The organism is Variovorax sp. Varisp53 (genome assembly GCF_059491555.1).
Genome location: NZ_CP168512.1, coordinates 2,486,561 through 2,505,897 on the forward strand (window position 1 = coordinate 2,486,561; position 19,337 = coordinate 2,505,897).

Consider the following 19,337-nt stretch of genomic DNA (forward strand, 5'->3'; position numbering starts at 1 on the left):
ATGAGGCTGTCGTCCCTGTTCGGGCTGAACGCCCGGATTCGCCGGCTGCGTATCGCCGCCGCCGAAGGCGCGCTGGCGGCCGAAGACCGGGTGCAGCTGCTGCGCATGGCCTGGGAGGACGAGAAGCAGCGCCTCAAGCTGTTGCTTGTCTTCAGTCTGGCCGTGCTGGGGCTGACCACGGTCACGGTGGCTCTGCTGTCCGTGGCGGTGGTGGTTCATTTCTGGGAAACGCCCCACCGCATCGCGGCTGCATGGTCGGTGGCAGGGGTGTGGATCGTGCTTTGGCTGGCGGCCGCCGTCGGCTTGCTGCTGACGCTGCGCAACGCATCCAACAGCTTCGTGCCGGCACGCCGCGAGTTCGAACGCGACTGGGCCTGGGTCCAGGACCGTTTCGGCCTCGGCAAGGATCCTGAGCAGGACGAAGAGGCGCCGCGCCCCCGCGGCCTGCCACGCGCGAGGAACTGCTGGCGCGCATGGAGCGTCAGCGCGAGCGCATCGCGACGTTGCAGGGTGGACGCGAGCAGGCGCAGCCGGCCGGCGGTTCGGGCGAGGGCGAAGCGCCTCCGCCCAACGAATCGGCGGCTGCCGCGGCACTGCGCATCGCGCGTGCGCATCCGGTGGCCACCGGCGTCGTTGCCGCGGCCGCCGTGGTGGTGATCCGGCCGAGGCGCCTGCTGCGTTGGGCCGCGGTCATCGCGCCAATACTTTGGCGCATGCGCTGAAAGAGACGAAGAAAGAAGCTCAGGCCTGGCTGCGATCCCGCAGCAGCGCCTGGGCGGCTTCGCGCACCAGCGCGGGGCCGCGATAGATCAGGCCGGTGTAGATCTGCACCACATCCGCACCCGCGGCGATCTTGGCCTCGGCATCGGCCGCGCTCAGGATGCCGCCGACCCCGATGATCGGAAAACCCGACCCGAGTGCCGCGCGCAATTGGGTGACAACGCGGTTGCTGGCCTCGCGCACCGGCGCACCCGACAGCCCGCCCGCTTCATCCGCATGCGGCAGGCCCTTGACCGCATCGCGCGCGAGCGTGGTGTTGGTGGCGATCACGCCGTCCATGCCGTGACGCTTCAGCGTGGCGGCGATCACCGCGACCTGGGCCTCGTCGAGATCGGGGGCGATCTTCACGAACAGCGGGGAGCGCTTGTTGTGGCGCGCGGCCAGCGCCTCGCGCCGTTCGGCGACTGCGCCGAGCAGCGCATCGAGCGCCTCGTCACTCTGTAGCGTACGCAGGTTGGCGGTGTTGGGGCTCGAGATGTTGATCGTCACGTAGTCGGCGTGCGGGTACACGCCGTCGAGGCAGAGCAAGTAGTCGTCCACCGCGCGCTCGATCGGCGTGGCGGCGTTCTTGCCGATGTTCAGGCCCAGCAGCATCGGCGACGTGGTGCCTCTGCCGGCCTTGCGGAAACGCGCCTTCTGCACATTGGCCAGGAAGGCGTCGAGCCCTTCGTTGTTGAAGCCGAGCCGGTTGATCAGCGCATCGCGCTGCGGCAGCCGGAACATGCGCGGCTTGGGGTTGCCCGGCTGGGCCTTCGGCGTCACCGTGCCGACCTCGACGAATCCGAAGCCCATGGCGGCGAAGGCGTCGATGCAGCGGGCGTTCTTGTCGAGCCCGGCCGCCAGGCCCACGCGGTTCGGAAAGCTCAGGCCGGCGAGCTGGACCGGGTCGTTTACGCGCGGTGCCGAATAGGCGCAGGCCAGCGGCGTGTTCTGGGTGCGCGCCAGGCCGTCCAGCGTGAGTTCGTGGGCGTGCTCGGGGTCGAAACCGAACAGGAAAGGGCGGGCCAGGCCGTAGAGCGAAGAGGGCATCAGCAGGGGCATCGGATAATTCTGAACTTCTATGAGCCAAGGATTCTCCGCGATGACCGCACCCGCCACCCCAACCCCTCTTTCTCAGGACGAACTCAAGGCCCAGGTCGGCCTTGCCGCGCTGGCCTACGTGGTCAAGGGCGAGATCGTCGGCGTCGGCACCGGCTCTACGGTGAACAAGTTCATCGATGCGCTGGCCACCATCAAGGACGAGATCAAGGGCGCCGTCTCCAGTTCGGTAGCCTCGACCGAGCGCCTGCGGGCACTGGGCATCCCGGTGTTCGACAGCAACGAGGTGGAAGAACTGGCTGTCTATATCGACGGCGCCGACGAAATCGACCACCGCGGCTTCATGGTGAAGGGCGGCGGCGCCGCGCTCACGCGCGAAAAGATCGTGGCGGCGCAGTCGCGCAAGTTCATCTGCATCGCCGATGAGTCCAAGCTGGTCGATGCGCTGGGTGCGTTTCCGCTGCCGGTGGAGGTGATCCCGATGGCCGCGCGCCGGGTGATGCGCCAGTTCGCGAGCATGGGCGGCATCGCCCAGGTGCGCGAGAAGGATGGCCTGCCGCTGGTTACCGACAACGGCCAGCACATCGTGGACGTGACCGGCCTGCGGATCACCGATCCCCTGGCCTTCGAGTCCGAGGTGAGTCAATGGCCGGGCGTGGTGACGGTGGGCGTCTTTGCACACCAGAAAGCCGACGTGTGCCTGCTGGGCACCCCGACGGGCGTGAAGACGATGCAGTTCGCCCGATGATCCAAGGCCGCCAGCGCAGCCAGGGTCAGAACTTGATGCCGGCCGGGTTGCTCGGGGTCGGTTCGCTCGAGGCGGGAGGCGGCGACGCGGGCTGCGCAGCCGGTGCCGCAGGGGCCCGGGTTGCGGGCGCTGCCTGTTGCGCGATCAACGGCCGCACCAGGCCGTTGCGGTAGCCCGCGGGCAGGCTGTTGCTCTTGGGATAGCCGGCCGCGTCGAGGTACTGCGACCACTCGGCATCCGAAAAGCCCTTGAGCTGCTGCGACCCGATGGTCAGCAGCGGCAGCGAACTCTGGCTGCTCAGGCGCTGCAGCGCCTGGACTTCCTCGTTGCTCTTGACAGTTCGCTCTTCGAACGGGATGCCGCGCGTGACAAGCAGCGAGCGTGCCGTGCTGCAGGGTCCGCATTCGTCGCTGCTGTACAGGGTGACGGGGTAGCGCTGCGCCACCTGCCGCAGTTCGTAGGGTAGCCCGGCATTGGCGGGCGCGGTGACGCCGCCTTGCGGCGCCGAAGCCGCTTCGGTGCTGGCGGTCGGGGCGCGATCTGAAAAGGTGACCTTGCCGTTCTTGTCGACCTGGCGGTAGATAGGCTGTGCCATCGCGCCCGCGGCAACGAGCACAAGGGCGAGGCCGCTCAGGCGATGCAGTGAGAATTTGTAAATCGGATGCATCGCCCGAGTATCGCAAGCTTCAGCGCCGCATCAAGCGGGCCGGGGCTCCGCCATGCCTTGGTGTCGCAGCAGCGCATCAAGCTGAGGCTCGCGGCCGCGGAAGGCCTTGAACGAATCCATGGCGCTGCGGCTGCCGCCGGCCTCCAGGATGGCCTGGCGGTACTTGCGGCCGGTCTCGATGTTCGGCTCGCCATCGGCGCCCACGGTTTCCTCGAAGGCCGCGTAGGCGTCGGCACTGAGCACCTCGGCCCACTTGTAGCTGTAGTAGCCGGCCGCGTAGCCGCCCGAGAAGATGTGGCTGAAGGTATTCGGCGTGCGGCTGAACGGCGGCGAGGGCATCACGGCCACCTCGGCGCGCACCTTGCCGAGCAGCGCCATCACGTCGCCGGGCTTGGCCGTGGCCGCGTGGTACTCGGTGTGCAGCAGCATGTCGAACAGCGAGAACTCGATCTGGCGCAGCGTCTGCAGGCCGCTCTGGAAGTTCTTGGCGGCCGTCATCTTGTCGAAGAGGGCGCGCGGCAGCGGCTCGCCGGTGTCGACGTGGGCGGTCATGTGCTTGAGCACGTCCCACTCCCAGCAGAAGTTTTCCATGAACTGGCTCGGCAGCTCGACCGCGTCCCACTCGACACCGCTGATGCCCGAGACGTCGCGCTCGTTCACCTGCGTGAGCATGTGGTGCAGGCCGTGGCCGAACTCGTGGAAGAGGGTGGTCACGTCGTCGTGCGTGAGCAGCGGCGGCTTGCCGTCGACGCCGCTGGCGAAGTTGCACACCAGCTGTGCGACCGGCGTCTGCAGCACGCCGTTGTCGGGGCGCAGCCAGCGGGCCCGCACATCGTCCATCCAGGCGCCGCCGCGCTTGGCGGCGCGGGCTGAGGGATCGAGGTAGAACTGGCCCACCTTCTGGCCGGCGCGTTCGATGCGATAGAACTCGACGCTCGGATGCCACGTGGGCGCCGAATCGCGACGGATCGACACCTCGAACAGCGTCTCGACGATCTTGAACAGACCGGCCATGACCTTCGGCGCCGGGAAGTACTGCTTCACCTCCTGCTCGCTGAAGGCATAGCGCGCTTCCTTGAGCTTTTCGCCGATGTAGCTCCAGTCCCAGGGTTGCGGGTCGGTGATGCTCAGTTGCTCCGAAGCGAAGACCCGTAGGTCGGCTAGGTCGCGCTCGCCATAGGGCTTGGCCTTGGTGGCGAGATCGCGCAGGAACTTGACGACCTGCTCGGGCGATTCGGCCATCTTCGGCACGACGGAAAGCTCGCCGTAGTTCCTGTAGCCCAGCAGCTTCGCTTCTTCCTCGCGCAGCGCGAGGATCTCTGTGATGAGCGCGGTGTTGTCGAAGGCGGCATCGCCGAATTCGCTGGCGCGCGTGACGTAGGCGCGGTAGAGCTTCTCGCGCAGTGCGCTGCTCCTGGCGAATTGCATCACCGGCAGGTAGCTCGGCATCTTGAGCGTGAGCTTGTAGCCTTCCTTGCCCTCGGCTTCGGCGGCTGCGCGAGCGGCGCTCACGACGTCCTCGGGCACGCCCGCGAGCTCGCCCAGCGCGGCGTAGTAGGCGAAGGCATCGGTCGCATCGAGTGCGTTCTCGCTGAACTTCTGGCTCAGCTCGGCCTGGCGTTCCTGGATGTCGGCGAAGCGCTTCTTGGCGTCGCCCTGCAGTTCAGCGCCGCCGAGCACGAAGTTGCGCACGGCGTTCTTGTGCGCCTGGCGCTGCTCGGGGTTGAGCGTGGCCGGATCGATTGCCTTGTACTTGGCATACAGGCGCTCGTCGGAACCCAGGCGGGTCCAGAACGCGGTGACGCGCGGCATGGCCTCGTTGTAGGCGGCGCGCAGCTCCGGCGTGTCGGCCACGGCGTTGAGGTGGCCGACGGCGCCCCAGGCGCGGCTGAAGCGTTCGGAGGCCACGTCGAGCACCCTGGATATCGCGTTCCAGTCGGCTGGGAATTCGGACGCCGTCACCGTCTGCAGCGCGGTCTCGGCATCGGCCAGCAGGGTGTCGACCGCGGGCGACACATGCTCGGGCCTGATGCGATCGAACAGCGGGAGATCGGTGAAGTCGAGGAGGGGGTTGTTCGTGGTGGCCATGGAAATCACTTGGCGGCGCGTTCCGCAGCTTCAAGGGTGTTGACGAGGAGCATGGCGCGGGTCATCGGGCCGACGCCGCCCGGCACGGGGGTGATCCAGCCAGCCACTTCCTTCACGCTGTCGAAATCGACGTCGCCGGCCAGCTTGCCGTCGGCCTTGCGGTTCATGCCGACGTCGATGACCACCGCACCGGGCTTCACCATGTCAGCCGTCAGGAGGTCGAGCTTGCCCACGGCAGCCACGATCACGTCGGCCTGCCGCGTGATGGCGCCGAGGTCTTGCGTGGCGCTGTGGCAGATGGTCACGGTGGCGCTCTTGGCCAGCAGCATCATGGCCATCGGCTTGCCGACGATGTTGCTGCGGCCGATGACCACCGCGTGCTTGCCGCGCAGGTCGTAGCCGATGGATTCGAGCATCTTCATGCAGCCGTGCGGCGTGCAGGGCCAGAAGCCGGGAGCGCCGGTCATCAGTGCGCCGGCGCTGGCGACGTGGAAGCCGTCGACGTCCTTGGCCGGCGAGATGGTCTCGATGACTTTCTGGCTGTCCATGTGCTTGGGCAGCGGCAGCTGAACCAGGATGCCGTGCACCTTCGGGTCGTCGTTGAGGGCGCGGATGCGGGCCAGCAAGTCAGCTTCGCTCAGGTCGGCGGGGTAGGTTTCGAGCGTGGCCTGCAGGCCGGTCTCGGTGCTGTCGTTGACCTTGTGCTTCGTGTAGACCTGGCTCGCGGGATCGCTGCCCACCAGGATGATGGACAGTGCCGGGTTCACGCCGCGCGCCTTCAGCGCGGCGGTGCGGCCGGACACCTCGGCACGAATGGTTTTGGCGAGGGCGTTGCCGTCGATCAGTTGGGCGGTCATCGGTTTTGATTTTCCAAGTAAAAACGCCCGCTTGCGCAGGCGTGGGGAAGGTGTGTGGCTATCGGCGGGATAGCTGCGGCTCAGGAGGCCTTGGCCGTGGGGGCCGCTTGCCCGAGCGCTATCTTGAGCAGATCAGCCACGGTGTTGGCGTTGAGCTTTTCCATGATGTTGGCGCGATGCGCCTCGACCGTCTTGATGCTGATGCCGAGGTCGTCGGCGATCTGCTTGTTCAGGCGGCCGGCGACGATGCGTTCGAGCACCTGCGCCTCGCGGCCCGTGAGCTTGGACAGCAGCGCATCGCGGCTGGCCGATTGCTGGTGCTGGGTGAAGGCGCCGCGCGCATGTTCGAGCATGCGCTCGACCAGCGTGACGAGCTCTTCGTCGTTGAAGGGCTTCTGGATGAAATCCATTGCGCCCTTCTTCATGCTGTCGACCGCCATCGGCACGTCGCCGTGGCCGGTGATGACCACGATCGGCAGCGGGGAGCGGCGTTCGATCAGGCGATCCTGCAGTTCGAGGCCGGTCATGCCGGCCATGCGGATGTCGACGATCAAACAGGCGACTTCGCGCGGGTCGTATCGGGAGAGAAAGGATTCGGCGGAATCGAAGCAGCGGACTCTGTAGTCCTTGCCCTCGAGCAGCCATTGCAGCGAATCGCGTACGGCTTCGTCGTCGTCGACGACATAGACCGTGCCCTTCTTCGGAATCAAACTCATGCAGGTACCTTTGCCTCGTCGCTAGCTACGGAACTGATAGCGTCCAACACCGGAATCCAGAAGGAAAAACGGCATCCGATCACATCCGGGCCATTGTAGATGTTCTCCGCCTGCATCCGGCCGCGGTGCGACTCGACGATGGTGCGGCACAGATTGAGGCCGATGCCCATGCCCTCGGGCTTGGTGGAGAAGAAGGCTTCGTAGAGCCGGTCCATCACTTCCGGTGCGAGGCCCTTGCCCGTGTCCTGCACCGAGAACTCGATGGCGTTGTGGCCTTCGATGACCTTGGGCAGCACGCGCAGCTCGACGCTGCGGCGCGCCAGCGGGCGTTCGGCGATGTCGATGGATTCGGCCGCGTTTTTCAGCAGGTTGACCATCACCTGCTCGATGAGGATCGGGTCGACGCGCACCACCGGCAGCCGTGCGGCCACGTAGTGGTTCAGGCGCACGTTGCGCCGGCGCAGCTCGATGCCCGCCAGCTCGACCGCCTCGCTCACCATGGTGGCCACGTCGGCCGGGGTGCGGTTGGGTTCGCTGCGCTTCACGAAGGAGCGGATGCGCTGGATGATCTGGCCCGCGCGCTGGGCCTGCTTCGACGTCTTCTCGAGCGCGGCGAGCAGCGCGTCGTTGTCGATCGATTGGCCCTTGATGCGCGACATCATCCCGTTGCAGTAGTTGGTGATGGCGGTCAGCGGCTGGTTGAGCTCGTGGGCCACGCTGGAGGCCATCTCGCCCATCGTGATGAGGCGGCTGGCGGCCTGGGCCTTGTCGGCCTGCGCGGCGGCCTGCTCCTCGGCGTCGCGGCGCGGCGTGATGTCGGTGGCGATCACCAGCTGCGCGAGGCGGCCGTCGACCCATGTCAGGTAGCGCGAACGCACTTCGAGCCATTTGCCGAGGTGAGGCACGAAGATTTCGTTGTTGGCCGCCTGCGCCGCGGTGAGCGTGTCGATCGGCAGGCCCGCGTACGGATCGACGTCGTCGAGGCCTTCGTCGTGCGCATTCGAGGCTGGCACACCTGCCTGCGCGACCATGCCCAGGTGGCCCACGGTGTCGGAGCCGAACCAGAGCCGGTACAGCTTGTTGGCGAACAGCAGCTCCTCGCTGCCGATGGGCGCGACGGACACGGCCGCATCGAGCGCTTCCAGCACGGTGGTGAATCGTTCGTACGAAGCCGACAACTGCTCGCGGATGCGCGTTGGCTCGGTGATGTCGGTCATCGACGTCATCCAGCCGGTCTGGTGGCCGCGCGCGTCGATCAGCGGCGACACGTAGAGCCGGGCGTTGAACACGCTGCCGTTCTTGCGCTTGACGCGCACCTGGAAGCCGCCGGGCAGGGCGCGGCCATGCAGCTCTTCTTCCAGGCGCTCGTTCATCACTTCGCGGTCGGATTCGAGCCAGTAGGGGAAGGGTGGCGACTGGCCGACGAGCTCGGCCTCGCTCCATCCGGTCATCGCGCAGAAGGCGGCGTTCACGTAGGTGATGCGGCCTTGCAGGTCGAGCACGCGCATGCCGGTCAGCATGGAGTTTTCCATGGCGCGGCGGAAATTGGTTTCCGCGACCAGCCGCTGCTGCGCCTGCAGACGCCGCCGCGTGTGCCGCCACGTGCCGATCAGCATCCAGCTCGTGAGCACGCTGAGCGCGCAGACCAGCCAGAACAGCCCGTTGCCGACCACGCCCTGCGAGGTGCGGTAGGCCTGCGCCCGCAGCACCAGCGCATTGCCCACCGGGGACACCGGCACTTCGTATTCGTTGGTCCGCTCGCCCCAGGGCAGCAGGCGCGTGCCGCCTTCCTTCAGGGTGGTGGTGTTGCCCGCGATCGCGCGGCCCTTGGCGTCGAGCAGCGACACCGCATAGCGCGCCTGCACTTCGGACGGCATGCCGTAGCGCAGCAGGCCGTCGACCGAGAACTCGCCGAGCACCACGCCCGCGAACAGGCCTTGATCGAAAAGGGGGATATGCAGCTGCAGCATCGCAGGGGGGTCGCCCCCGGCCACGGGCTGCGAATACACCGGCTGGCGCAGCTCGCGGGCCAGCGCATAGTTGCTCTCGATGTCGCCGGGACGCAGCACGTCGCCGATCAGGTGCTGCTGGGCCGGATGCACGCTGGGCGCCGCATAGCCGGCCTTGAAGCGGCGGCGGTCGTCGATCCAGGTGATGGTCTGCAGCTCGGGGAACTGGCTCACCAGCGACTCGGCGCGGCTGGTGAATTCGACCGGGTCGATCTCGCGGTTGGAAGCGTCGCGCGCGATGCGCATCAACTGCTCCTGCCGTTCCAAAAGCCGCAGGCGCATGCGCTGCTGCGCGTATTCGACGTCGCGGCGCACCGACTCCTGCTCGCGCTCGACTTCTTCGGTGCGCAGGTACCAGAAGGCGGACACGATGGCGGCAAGAAACAACAGCACGGCCGCCATCGGCGCGAGCATGGCGACCGCGTCCTGCAGCACCGGCGTCTGCCGGCGCCACCACCTGCGCCACCAGGACAGGAGCGAGGCATTCACGGCACTGCGGGCAGCTGCCAGCGGAGAGGAAAAGGGCATGGTCCGAGTTTAGGTGAAGCCCTTCGGAAACGACGGCAAAGCAGCGTCGGCCTGGGCTTGCGCGGTTTTGCGCAGGGCAAACGCGAACTGAAAATATCACATTAAGAAATTGCAACGCACTATTTGAAATCTCGATGTTTCTATGCGAAACTCCGCCGCGTTCGCTGCACAGCGCACTTAAATTACAGCCACAGCCCTAAAAGGAGAGACAAGCATGTCGGCAAATCCCGAGAACCTGTTCGGCTCGGCCGCAAACGATGCGGACGCCCAGGAGACCCGTGAATGGATGGATGCACTGTCCTCCGTCATCCAGAGCGAGGGTCCGGAGCGGGCCCACTTCCTTCTCGAGCAACTGCTCGAACATGCCCGCCAGAACACGGTCGACATGCCGTTCTCGGCCAACACCGGCTATGTCAACACCATCGAGCCCTCGCAGGAGGCCCGCAGCCCCGGCAACCTCGAGATCGAACAACGCCTGCGCGCCTACATGCGCTGGAATGCCATGGCGATGGTGGTCAAGGCCAACCGCATCCACCCGCCCGAAGGCGGCGACCTCGGCGGCCACATCGGATCCTTCGCCTCGCTGGCCAGCATGTTCGGTGCCGGTTTCAACCACTTCTGGCACGCCGAGAGCGAGAGCCATGGCGGCGACCTGCTCTACATCCAGGGCCACGTCTCGCCCGGCATCTATGCCCGCGCCTACCTCGAAGGCCGCCTCTCCGAAGAGCAACTGCTCAACTTCCGACAGGAAGTGGACGGCAAGGGCCTGTCGAGCTACCCGCACCCCAAGCTGATGCCGGAGTTCTGGCAGTTCCCGACCGTCTCGATGGGCCTGGGGCCGCTGATGGCGATCTACCAGGCGCGCTTCCTCAAGTACCTGCATGCACGCGGCATCGCCAACACCGAGAACCGCAAGGTCTGGGTGTTCTGTGGCGACGGTGAAATGGACGAGGTGGAATCGCTGGGCGCCATCGGCCTGGCGGCGCGCGAGAACCTCGACAACCTGATCTTCGTCATCAACTGCAACCTGCAGCGCCTGGACGGCCCGGTGCGCGGCAACGGCAAGATCATCCAGGAGCTCGAAGGCGAATTCCGCGGTGCCAACTGGAACGTCGTCAAGCTGATCTGGGGCAAGGGCTGGGACGCCCTGCTCGAAAAGGACCATGACGGCGCGCTGCGCAAGATCATGATGGAGTGCAACGACGGCGACTACCAGGCCATGAAGGCCAACGACGGCGCCTACGTGCGCAAGAACTTCTTCGGCCGCGACCCGCGCACGCTGAAGATGGTCGAGCACATGACCGACGACGAGGTCTGGAGCCTGCAGCGCGGCGGCCACGACTCGCAGAAGGTGTACGCCGCCTTCCATGCCGCCCAGAACCACAAGGGCCAGCCCACGGTGCTGCTCGTCAAGACCGTCAAGGGCTTCGGCATGGGCAAGATCGGCGAAGGAAAGAACACGGTCCACCAGACCAAGAAGCTCGGCGACGAAGACATCAAGGCCTTCCGCGACCGCTTCAACATTCCGATTCCTGACAGCCAGATCGCCGAGCTGCCGTTCTACAAGCCGGCCGACGACACGCCGGAAATGCGCTACCTGCACGAGCGCCGCAAGGCGCTCGGCGGCTACCTGCCGCATCGCCGCGCCAAGGCCGACGAGAGCTTCACGGTGCCCTCGCTCGACACCTTCAAGTCGGTGATCGAGCCCACGGCCGAAGGCCGCGAGATCTCGACCACGCAGGCCTACGTGCGCTTCCTCACGCAGCTGCTGCGCGACAAGGCGCTCGGCCCGCGCGTCGTGCCCATCCTGGTGGACGAGGCGCGCACCTTCGGCATGGAAGGCCTGTTCCGCCAGATCGGCATCTACAACCCGCACGGTCAGCAGTACACCCCGGTCGATAAAGACCAGGTCATGTACTACAAGGAAGACAAGGCCGGCCAGATCCTGCAGGAAGGCATCAACGAAGCTGGCGGCATGTCGAGCTGGATCGCGGCGGCCACGTCGTACAGCACGAACAACCGCATCATGGTGCCGTTCTACGTGTACTACTCGATGTTCGGCTTCCAGCGCATTGGCGACCTGGCCTGGGCGGCCGGCGACATGCAGGCCCGCGGCTTCCTGCTGGGCGGCACCTCGGGACGCACCACGCTGAACGGCGAAGGCCTGCAGCACGAAGACGGCCACAGCCACATCCTGGCCAACACCATCCCGAACTGCGTGAGCTACGACCCGACTTTCGCGCACGAAGTCGGCGTGATCCTGCATCACGGCCTGAAGCGCATGGTCGAGAAGCAGGACAACGTCTACTACTACCTGACGCTGCTCAACGAGAACTACGCGATGCCCGGCCTCCAGCCCGGTACCGAAGAGCAGATCATCAAGGGCATGTACCTGTCGAAGCAGGGCCCCGCGCTCAAGGCCAAGGCACCGACCGTGCAACTGCTGGGCAGCGGCACCATCCTGCGCGAAAGCTTTGCCGCGCAAGAGCTGCTCGAAAAGGACTGGGGCGTGTCGGCTTCCGTGTGGAGCTGCCCGAGCTTCAACGAGCTCACGCGTGACGGCCAGGACGCCGACCGCTGGAACCTGCTGCACCCGGACCAGACGCCGCGCGTGCCCTTCGTGGCCGAGCAGCTTGCGCCCACCACCGGCCCGGTGGTCGCCTCGACCGACTACATGAAGGCCTACGCCGAGCAGATCCGCCCCTTCATCCCGAAGGGCCGCAACTACAAGGTGCTGGGCACCGACGGCTTCGGCCGCAGCGACTTCCGCAACAAGCTGCGCGAGCACTTCGAGATCAACCGCCACTACATCGTGGTGGCTGCGCTCAAGGCGCTGAGCGAAGATGGCACCGTGCCGGTGGCCAAGGTGGTGGAAGCGATCAAGAAGTACGGCATCAATGTCGACAAGGTCAACCCGCTCTACGCCTGACCCTCAACAATCAACGAACGAAACGGCGCCTCAGGGCGGGAGACAAACGATATGGCAGCAGTGGAAGTCAAGGTGCCGGACATCGGCGATTTCGATGAAGTCGCGGTGATCGAGGTGCTCGTGAAGGTGGGCGACACGGTCAAGGCCGAGCAATCGCTCATCACGGTGGAGTCGGACAAGGCATCGATGGAAATTCCGTCGTCGACCGCCGGCGTGGTCAAGGAGCTGAAGGTCGAGGTCGGCAGCAAGGTCAAGGAAGGCTCGGTGGTGCTCGTGCTTGAAGCCGAGGGAGCGGGTGCTGCAGCAGCCCCGGCGCCCGCGGCTGCTCCGGCACCGGCTCCTGCGCCGGCCGCAGCGGCCCCCGCGCCGGCTGCTCCCGCGGCAGCCCCGGCGGCCTCCGGCCCGGTCGAGGTCAAGGTGCCCGACATCGGCGACTTCAAGGACGTCGCCGTCATCGAAGTGCTCGTGAAGGTGGGCGACTCGGTCAAAGCCGAGCAGTCGCTCATCACGGTGGAGTCGGACAAGGCCTCGATGGAAATTCCGTCGTCGGCTGCGGGGGTGCTCAAGGAGCTCAAGGTCAAGGTGGGCGACACGGTCAACATCGGTGACCTGATCGCGGTGCTCGAAGGCGCTGCAGGGGCTGCTGCTCCGGCGCCGACCCAGGCAGCGGCTGCCGCACCGGCAACCGCAACCGCCAGTGCACCCGCACCGGCTGCCGCATCGGCGCCTGCAGCCGCCGCCGCTCCGGCTCATCAGCCGACGGTCGCCCCCAGCGCCAGCCTGCCGCATGCCTCGCCCTCGGTGCGCAAGTTCGCGCGCGAACTCGGCGTGCCGCTTGAAGAGGTCAAGGGCTCCGGGCCCAAGGGCCGCATCACGCAGGAAGACATCCAGGGCTTCACCAAGGCCGTGATGAGCGGTCAGGCCAGCACCAAGGCCTCGGCGGCCAAGGCGCCGGCCGGTGGTGGCGACGGCGCTGCGCTGGGCCTGATCCCATGGCCCAAGGTCGACTTCACGAAGTTCGGCACGGTCGAGCGCAAGGACCTGTCGCGCATCAAGAAGCTCAGCGGCGCGAACCTGCATCGCAACTGGGTAATGATTCCGCACGTCACCAACAACGACGAAGCCGACATCACCGAGCTCGAGGCCTTCCGCGTCTCCACCAACAAGGAGAACGAGAAGTCGGGCGTGAAGGTCACGATGCTGGCCTTCGTCATCAAGGCGGTGGTCGCGGCGCTGAAGAAATTCCCCGAGTTCAACACCAGCCTGGACGGCGATCAGCTCGTCTACAAGCAGTACTACAACATCGGCTTCGCGGCGGACACGCCCAACGGCCTCGTGGTGCCGGTGCTCAAGGATGCCGACAAGAAGGGCATCCTGCAGATCAGCGCCGAGATGGGTGAACTCGCCAAGAAGGCGCGCGACGGCAAGCTCGGCTCGGCCGACATGCAGGGCGGCTGCTTCTCGATCAGCTCGCTGGGCGGCATCGGCGGCACGCACTTCACGCCGATCATCAACGCTCCCGAAGTGGCCATCCTCGGCCTCTCGAAGGGCCAGATGAAGCCGGTGTGGGACGGCAAGCAATTCGTGCCGCGCCTGACGCTGCCGATGTCGCTGTCGTACGACCACCGCGTGATCGACGGCGCCCTGGCTGCGCGTTTCAACGCCTACCTGGGGCAAGTGCTCGCGGACTACCGTCGAATCCTGCTATGACCACCGTAGTGGCCGTCCGCAAAGGCGGCCAGGTCACGATGGCAGCGGATTCTCTGGTGACCTTCGGCGACACGCGGCTTTCGCACCGCGCCGAAGCGAATCAGAAGATCTTCACCGTCGAGGATGCGGCGGGGCAGAGCCTGTTCGCGGTGGCTGGCGCCGCCGCGCACTTCCTGGTGCTGCAGCACGCGCTGGCCGCGCAGCCGCGCGAGCAGTTGCTGTTCGGCAGCAAGCACGAGATCTTCCGCACCTTCACGATGCTGCATCCGGTGCTGAAGGACACGTTCTTCATGCAGACCAAGGAAGACGAGCACGAGCCCTACGAGTCGAGCCAGTTCACGATGCTGATGGCCAACCAGAGCGGCATCTACGGCATCTACAGCTACCGCGAGGTGTTCGAGTTCAAGGAGTTCTGGGCCATCGGCTCGGGACGCAGCTTTGCGCTCGGCGCCATGCACGCGGCCTATGACATCAAGTCGCGCAACTCGCGCGACGTGGCGGAGGCAGGCATTGCCGCCGCCTGCGAATTCGATCGCAATTCGGCCCCACCGGTCGACGTTCTCACACTCAAACTGAAAGTGTCCAAATGAGCGAACAACAAATCAAGGTGCCCGACATCGGCGACTTCGACGAAGTGGCAGTGATCGAGGTGCTGGTCAATGTAGGAGACACGGTCAAGGCCGAGCAGTCGCTGATCACGGTCGAATCGGACAAGGCCTCGATGGAGATTCCGTCGTCCGCTGCCGGCGTGGTGAAGTCGCTGGCCGTGAAGGTGGGCGACAAGGTCAAGGAAGGCTCGGTCGTGCTGACGCTGGAAGTCGACGGTGCCGCGGCGCCCGCACCCGCAGCGGCGGCTCCTGCCCCGGCAGCTGCCGCTCCTGCGGCGAAGGCTGCTGCTCCCGCGCAGGCCCCCGCAGCGGCTGCGGTGGCGGTGTCGAGCTATGGCGGCAAGGTTGATGTCGAATGCGACGTGATCGTGCTCGGCGCCGGCCCCGGCGGTTACTCGGCCGCCTTCCGTGCCGCCGACCTCGGCCTGAAGGTCGTGCTGATCGAGCGCTACGCCACCCTCGGCGGCGTGTGCCTGAACGTCGGCTGCATCCCGTCGAAGGCGCTGCTGCACGTGGCTTCCGTGATGGACGAGGTCAAGCATTTCGCCGACCTCGGCGTGAGCTTCGCTGCGCCCACGGTCGACCGCGCCAAGCTGCTCGGCCACAAGAACAAGGTGGTGGGCAAGCTCACCGGCGGCCTCACGGCCATGGCCAAGATGCGCAAGGTGACGGTGCTGCGCGGCGTCGGCAACTTCATCGATTCGTACCATCTCGAGGTGGAAGAAACCTCCGGCACGAGCTGGGACACCACCGGCAAGAAGCAGACCGTCAAGTTCCGCAACGCGATCATCGCGGCCGGTTCGCAGTCGGTGAGCCTGCCGTTCATGCCGAAGGATCCGCGCGTGGTCGATTCGACCGGCGCGCTCGAGATGGCCACCGACCCCAAGCGCATGCTGATCCTGGGCGGCGGCATCATCGGCCTCGAAATGGGCACGGTGTATTCCACGCTCGGCGCGCGCCTGGACGTGGTCGAGATGCTCGACGGCCTGATGCAGGGCGCCGACCGCGACCTCGTGAAGGTCTGGCAGAAGATGAACACGCCGCGCTTCGACAACATCATGCTCAAGACCAAGACGGTCGGTGCCGAAGCCACGAAGGAGGGCATCAAGATCACCTTCGAGGGCGAGAACGCGCCGAAGGAACCGCAGGTCTACGACCTCGTGCTGCAGGCCGTGGGCCGCAGCCCGAACGGCAAGAAGATCGGCGCCGAGAAGGCCGGCGTCGCTGTGACCGATCGCGGTTTCATCAACGTCGACATCCAGATGCGCACCAACGTGCCACACATCTTCGCCATCGGCGACATCGTGGGCCAGCCCATGCTGGCGCACAAGGCGGTGCACGAGGCGCACGTGGCGGCCGAAGTCATTGCCGGCGAGCAGAAGGGTGACAAGGAGTTGTCCAGCGCCGCCTTCAATGCCCGCGTGATCCCCAGCGTCGCCTACACCGACCCCGAAGTGGCGTGGGTCGGCCTCACCGAGGACCAGGCGAAGGCCGAAGGCATCAAGGTCAAGAAGGGGCACTTCCCCTGGACGGCCTCGGGCCGCGCCATTGCCAACGGCCGCGACGAGGGCTTCACCAAGCTGCTGTTCGATGCCGAAACGCACCGCATCCTCGGCGGCGGCATCGTCGGCACGCATGCCGGCGACATGATCGGCGAGATCGCGCTGGCCATCGAGATGGGCGCGGACGAGATCGATATCGGCAAGACCATCCACCCGCACCCGACGCTCGGCGAAAGCATCGGCATGGCGGCGGAAGTGGCGCATGGCACCTGCACGGACCTGCCGCCCGCGAAGAAGGCAGCATGACCCAGGGCGCAATCGAGCGCCCATAAAAAAATCCCGCTGAAGCGGGATTTTTTCGTCCTGACTTGCGGAGGGCTCAGTTGCCGGTGTTGGCGAGAGCCGCAGCCTTTACTTCGTCCGTCGGTGCGCCGGGTACGCGGCGGGCGCCGTCGAAGCGGTGTTGCCAATAGCTTCCGTTCATGTCTTCCACGCGAACCTGGGCGCCGGAGCGGGGCGAGTGGATGAACTTGCCTTCGCCGACGTAGATGCCGACATGGCTGAAGGCGCGGCGCATGGTGTTGAAGAACACGAGATCGCCGGGCTTGAGCTGGCTGCGATCGATCTTCTCGGTGGCGGCGGCTTGCTCTTCGGCGCGGCGCGGGAGCATGTGGCCCACGGTCTGGTTGTACATGGCGCGAACGAAGCCGCTGCAATCGAAACCCGATTCGGCGGTGTTGCCGCCGCGGCGGTATGGAACGCCGAGGAAGCCGATGGCGGTCACCACCAGATCTGAAGTGCGTTCGGTGACGGTCTGGCGAACCTGCTTGAGCTGTCCGATGATGCCCTTGTCGGCGAGCATTCGTGCCAACTCGTCATCGGTCTTGTCTTGTTGGGGGGCCGCATGAACAGCGACGGCAAATAGAAGGGACGCGGGAAGGACGAAAAAACGCATGGCGCGTAGGATATTGATGACGCGTGGTTATGTCAATTTAAACAGAATTAGCGAATCCATCTGTAAGTCATTGATTTACATAAAAAATTTCAATCCGGTCAAAGAAAAAATGTAACGGCGAACGTTTATGGCCCATAAGCGGTTGACCGCGAAAGGGCCCTCGGACCTCGGGTTGATCGGTGCTCTTGCTGGATTCAGTCGTTATTTCCCGTCAAGATCGCATCAACTTCACGGAAAAGCCATGAATTTGCCGTGCTTATCACTTTTGGCTTCCCTTCGTCTCTGGGCATTTGTCACGGTAATCGGTTTCTGCGCTACCGCCGCGGCGCAGATGAGGCCTGAAACGGTGGCTACCGGTCTTGAAAACCCGTGGGGCGTCGCCTTCCTTCCGGGCGGCCGTTTCGTGGTGACGGAGCGGCCCGGCCGTCTCCGGCTGATCGGTGCCGACGGGAAGATCGCGGCGCCCATCGCGGGCTTGCCTTCCATCGCGGCGGGCGGGCAGGGCGGCTTGCTCGACGTGCTGGCCGACTCCGACTTCGAGAAAAACCGCACGCTGTACTTCTGCTTCTCCGAACCCGATGCCGGCGGTTCGGCCAACAGCACCGCGCTGGCCCGCGCCAATCTGTCGGCCGACGGCACGAAGCTCGAGGAGCTGAAGATCATCTTCAGCCAGCAGCCCAAGGTCGCGAGCCGCAACCACTTCGGCTGCCGCATCGTAGAGGCGCGCGATGGCACGCTGTTCCTTACGCTGGGCGAGCGCTTCAGCCGCAAGGAAGACGCGCAGAAGCTCGACAACCACCTGGGCAAGATCGTGCGCATCGGCAAGGACGGCACGGTGCCCAAGGACAACCCCTTCGTCGGCAAGGCGGGCGCGCTGCCGGAGATCTGGAGCTCCGGCCACCGCAACGGGCAGGGCGCCACGCTCGCGCCCGACGGCCGCCTCTGGATGACCGAGCACGGGCCGCAGGGCGGCGACGAAATCAACATTCCGCAGGCCGGCCGCAACTACGGCTGGCCCGTCATCACCTACGGCGAGAACTACGGCGGCGGCAAGATCGGCGACGGCATTACGGCCAAGGAGGGCATGGAGCAGCCGCTGCACTATTGGGTGCCGTCGATCGCGCCGTCCGGCATGGCGTTCCTGACCAGCGACCGCTATGGCGCGGGCTGCAAGGGCAACCTGTTCGTGGGCTCGCTCAAGTTCGGCTATCTCGACCGCATCGAGCTGAAAGGCGGCAAGGTGGTCGCCGAGCACAAGCTGCTGGCCGAGGGCCGCGCCCGCATCCGCGACGTGAAGCAGGGGCCGGATGGATTGCTCTACGTGCTCACCGACGAAGCCGACGGCAAGCTGCTGCGCCTGCGGCTGAACTGAGTTCGGAGCGGATTTTCAGCCGGGGCAACCTGGCAGCGGCAAGGTCGGCAGCATCCGGCGCCAGAGGTGGTTCCACTCAGGCCAGTCATGGCCGCCTTCTGTCGTGAAGACGCGCTCGGGCGGCAGCACGTTCGCCAGTAGCCGGTTGCTGAAGGCAAAGCGGTCGTCCACGCCGTAGCCCAGATAGAGCGGCGGCCGCGCGCCTGTCGTGTTCGTGAAGCCCGCGTAACCGCGCAGCCATTGCCAGAGCTGCGTCTCGTTGGGCGTTCGCGGGGGCTCGCGGCCGGGTCGACCAGCGGCCCGTTCCACCTGGCGAGGCCGCCCGCGTTGGCGATGTCCGTGCCGAGCGAGCGCTCGCCGAGATAGGGCGCGAGCGTCACCAGCCCCGCGAGTTCGCCGGGGTGCGTCTGCGCATAGAGCATTCCGCCGAAACCGCCGAGGGAAATGCCGACGATCCAGATGTGGCGGTAGCCCTGGCCGCGCGCCGGCGCGACCACGTCGGCGCTCAGGCGGTCGAGGATGCTCTTGTCGTTGAAGTAGCCGAGATGAGCGTCGACCAGCATCACGTCCGCCGCGATGCGGTTCTCGCGGACCGCGCGCACGAAGCCCTCGCGCTCGAACTCGCCGGGCGCCGAGTAGGCGCCGGGAAGCATCACCAGCAGCGTGTCGACCTCGCCGCGTGCGCAGCTGCTTTTTCGAGCGAAGTCGCCATCGGCACCGCGGCCTTGCGCACGCCGCCGCAGGCCACGGCGAGCAGCGCGGCGCCGAGGCCCAGCGCCGCGAGGCACGCCCGCTTGGAGAACAGCTTCATGCGCCGCAGTTTAGGCGTG

General features: G+C 66.1%; 16 protein-coding genes. 7 read left to right on the top strand and 9 right to left on the bottom strand.

The features are described from left to right. Complete coding sequence (locus tag ACEOAB_RS11540; protein ID WP_495653739.1) at positions 1-657, top strand: phage holin family protein; 657 nt, start codon at positions 1-3, stop codon at positions 655-657. Positions 658-741: 84 nt separating this feature from the next. On the opposite strand, the gene ACEOAB_RS11545 is transcribed toward ACEOAB_RS11540, so the two are convergent. Continuing rightward, a complete protein-coding gene (locus tag ACEOAB_RS11545; RefSeq protein ID WP_413749976.1) occupies positions 742-1,821 on the bottom strand; it encodes a quinone-dependent dihydroorotate dehydrogenase in 1,080 nt (359 codons plus the stop codon). 40 nt (positions 1,822-1,861) lie between these two features. On the opposite strand from ACEOAB_RS11545, the gene rpiA reads away from it, so the two are divergent. Beyond that, the gene (gene rpiA / locus ACEOAB_RS11550) at positions 1,862-2,566 is read left to right on the top strand and encodes a ribose-5-phosphate isomerase RpiA (protein ID WP_413749977.1); all 705 of its coding nucleotides are present in this window, start codon (positions 1,862-1,864) and stop codon (positions 2,564-2,566) included. Between the two features lie 25 nt (positions 2,567-2,591). Here the strand turns inward: rpiA and ACEOAB_RS11555 are convergent, their stop codons facing one another. The 5 genes from ACEOAB_RS11555 to ACEOAB_RS11575 all read right to left on the bottom strand — a co-directional run bounded on the left by ACEOAB_RS11555 (position 2,592) and on the right by ACEOAB_RS11575 (position 9,431). Beyond that, a complete protein-coding gene (locus ACEOAB_RS11555) occupies positions 2,592-3,233 on the bottom strand; it encodes a glutaredoxin family protein (protein WP_413749978.1) in 642 nt (213 codons plus the stop codon). A 30-nt stretch (positions 3,234-3,263) separates the two neighbouring features. Beyond that, entirely contained in the window at positions 3,264-5,321 is a 2,058-nt protein-coding gene (locus ACEOAB_RS11560) for a M3 family metallopeptidase (RefSeq protein WP_413749979.1), read from the bottom strand. Between the two features lie 5 nt (positions 5,322-5,326). Further along, on the bottom strand, positions 5,327-6,178 hold the full coding sequence (gene folD, locus ACEOAB_RS11565; protein ID WP_007828211.1) for a bifunctional methylenetetrahydrofolate dehydrogenase/methenyltetrahydrofolate cyclohydrolase FolD: 852 nt from the start codon (positions 6,176-6,178) through the stop codon (positions 5,327-5,329). Positions 6,179-6,258: 80 nt separating this feature from the next. After that, positions 6,259-6,894 (bottom strand): response regulator transcription factor, encoded by a 636-nt coding sequence (locus ACEOAB_RS11570; protein WP_007828214.1) that lies wholly within the window; start codon positions 6,892-6,894, stop codon positions 6,259-6,261. After that, on the bottom strand, positions 6,891-9,431 hold the full coding sequence (locus tag ACEOAB_RS11575) for a PAS domain-containing sensor histidine kinase (RefSeq protein WP_413749980.1): 2,541 nt from the start codon (positions 9,429-9,431) through the stop codon (positions 6,891-6,893). The genes ACEOAB_RS11570 and ACEOAB_RS11575 overlap by 4 nt, the downstream gene beginning before the upstream one ends. Before the next feature lie 214 nt (positions 9,432-9,645). Here ACEOAB_RS11575 and aceE point away from each other — a divergent pair, with 214 nt between their 5' ends. From aceE to lpdA, 4 genes are read left to right on the top strand one after another with little or no spacing between them, the layout of a single operon-like run. After that, the gene (gene aceE, locus ACEOAB_RS11580; protein WP_056598068.1) at positions 9,646-12,360 is read left to right on the top strand and encodes a pyruvate dehydrogenase (acetyl-transferring), homodimeric type; all 2,715 of its coding nucleotides are present in this window, start codon (positions 9,646-9,648) and stop codon (positions 12,358-12,360) included. Positions 12,361-12,411: 51 nt separating this feature from the next. Next, positions 12,412-14,070, top strand: coding sequence for a dihydrolipoyllysine-residue acetyltransferase (gene aceF / locus ACEOAB_RS11585; protein ID WP_495653740.1), 1,659 nt, complete (start codon positions 12,412-12,414; stop codon positions 14,068-14,070). Beyond that, positions 14,067-14,660: an Ntn hydrolase family protein gene (locus ACEOAB_RS11590; RefSeq protein WP_413750718.1), complete on the top strand. Its 594-nt coding sequence runs from the start codon at positions 14,067-14,069 to the stop codon at positions 14,658-14,660. The genes aceF and ACEOAB_RS11590 overlap by 4 nt, the downstream gene beginning before the upstream one ends. Beyond that, positions 14,657-16,486, top strand: a complete 1,830-nt coding sequence (lpdA, locus tag ACEOAB_RS11595) for a dihydrolipoyl dehydrogenase (RefSeq protein WP_495653741.1) — start codon at positions 14,657-14,659, stop codon at positions 16,484-16,486. The genes ACEOAB_RS11590 and lpdA overlap by 4 nt, the downstream gene beginning before the upstream one ends. A gap of 73 nt (positions 16,487-16,559) precedes the next feature. Here the strand turns inward: lpdA and ACEOAB_RS11600 are convergent, their stop codons facing one another. Continuing rightward, the gene (locus tag ACEOAB_RS11600) at positions 16,560-17,135 is read right to left on the bottom strand and encodes a C40 family peptidase (RefSeq protein ID WP_413750720.1); all 576 of its coding nucleotides are present in this window, start codon (positions 17,133-17,135) and stop codon (positions 16,560-16,562) included. A gap of 241 nt (positions 17,136-17,376) precedes the next feature. On the opposite strand from ACEOAB_RS11600, the gene ACEOAB_RS11605 reads away from it, so the two are divergent. Then, positions 17,377-18,507 (top strand): PQQ-dependent sugar dehydrogenase, encoded by a 1,131-nt coding sequence (locus ACEOAB_RS11605; protein ID WP_495653742.1) that lies wholly within the window; start codon positions 17,377-17,379, stop codon positions 18,505-18,507. On the opposite strand, the gene ACEOAB_RS11610 is transcribed toward ACEOAB_RS11605, so the two are convergent. Beyond that, entirely contained in the window at positions 18,453-19,160 is a 708-nt protein-coding gene (locus ACEOAB_RS11610; protein WP_495653743.1) for a hypothetical protein, read from the bottom strand. The two genes, ACEOAB_RS11605 and ACEOAB_RS11610, sit on opposite strands and share 55 nt — an antisense overlap. Further along, positions 19,160-19,318, bottom strand: coding sequence for a hypothetical protein (locus tag ACEOAB_RS11615; protein ID WP_495653744.1), 159 nt, complete (start codon positions 19,316-19,318; stop codon positions 19,160-19,162). Before ACEOAB_RS11615 ends, ACEOAB_RS11610 begins: the two co-directional genes overlap by 1 nt. Between the last annotated feature and the right edge of the window lie 19 nt (positions 19,319-19,337).

What these genes read in the sequence shown, in the direction of transcription:
- ACEOAB_RS11540 (WP_495653739.1), top strand. Translation starts at nt 1, where the DNA reads ATGAGGCTGTCGTCCCTGTTCGGGCTGAACGCCCGGATTCGCCGGCTG.
- ACEOAB_RS11545 (WP_413749976.1), bottom strand. Translation starts at nt 1,821, where the DNA reads ATGCCCCTGCTGATGCCCTCTTCGCTCTACGGCCTGGCCCGCCCTTTC.
- rpiA (WP_413749977.1), top strand. Translation starts at nt 1,862, where the DNA reads ATGACCGCACCCGCCACCCCAACCCCTCTTTCTCAGGACGAACTCAAG.
- ACEOAB_RS11555 (WP_413749978.1), bottom strand. Translation starts at nt 3,233, where the DNA reads ATGCATCCGATTTACAAATTCTCACTGCATCGCCTGAGCGGCCTCGCC.
- ACEOAB_RS11560 (WP_413749979.1), bottom strand. Translation starts at nt 5,321, where the DNA reads ATGGCCACCACGAACAACCCCCTCCTCGACTTCACCGATCTCCCGCTG.
- folD (WP_007828211.1), bottom strand. Translation starts at nt 6,178, where the DNA reads ATGACCGCCCAACTGATCGACGGCAACGCCCTCGCCAAAACCATTCGT.
- ACEOAB_RS11570 (WP_007828214.1), bottom strand. Translation starts at nt 6,894, where the DNA reads ATGAGTTTGATTCCGAAGAAGGGCACGGTCTATGTCGTCGACGACGAC.
- ACEOAB_RS11575 (WP_413749980.1), bottom strand. Translation starts at nt 9,431, where the DNA reads ATGCCCTTTTCCTCTCCGCTGGCAGCTGCCCGCAGTGCCGTGAATGCC.
- aceE (WP_056598068.1), top strand. Translation starts at nt 9,646, where the DNA reads ATGTCGGCAAATCCCGAGAACCTGTTCGGCTCGGCCGCAAACGATGCG.
- aceF (WP_495653740.1), top strand. Translation starts at nt 12,412, where the DNA reads ATGGCAGCAGTGGAAGTCAAGGTGCCGGACATCGGCGATTTCGATGAA.
- ACEOAB_RS11590 (WP_413750718.1), top strand. Translation starts at nt 14,067, where the DNA reads ATGACCACCGTAGTGGCCGTCCGCAAAGGCGGCCAGGTCACGATGGCA.
- lpdA (WP_495653741.1), top strand. Translation starts at nt 14,657, where the DNA reads ATGAGCGAACAACAAATCAAGGTGCCCGACATCGGCGACTTCGACGAA.
- ACEOAB_RS11600 (WP_413750720.1), bottom strand. Translation starts at nt 17,135, where the DNA reads ATGCGTTTTTTCGTCCTTCCCGCGTCCCTTCTATTTGCCGTCGCTGTT.
- ACEOAB_RS11605 (WP_495653742.1), top strand. Translation starts at nt 17,377, where the DNA reads ATGAATTTGCCGTGCTTATCACTTTTGGCTTCCCTTCGTCTCTGGGCA.
- ACEOAB_RS11610 (WP_495653743.1), bottom strand. Translation starts at nt 19,160, where the DNA reads ATGCTTCCCGGCGCCTACTCGGCGCCCGGCGAGTTCGAGCGCGAGGGC.
- ACEOAB_RS11615 (WP_495653744.1), bottom strand. Translation starts at nt 19,318, where the DNA reads ATGAAGCTGTTCTCCAAGCGGGCGTGCCTCGCGGCGCTGGGCCTCGGC.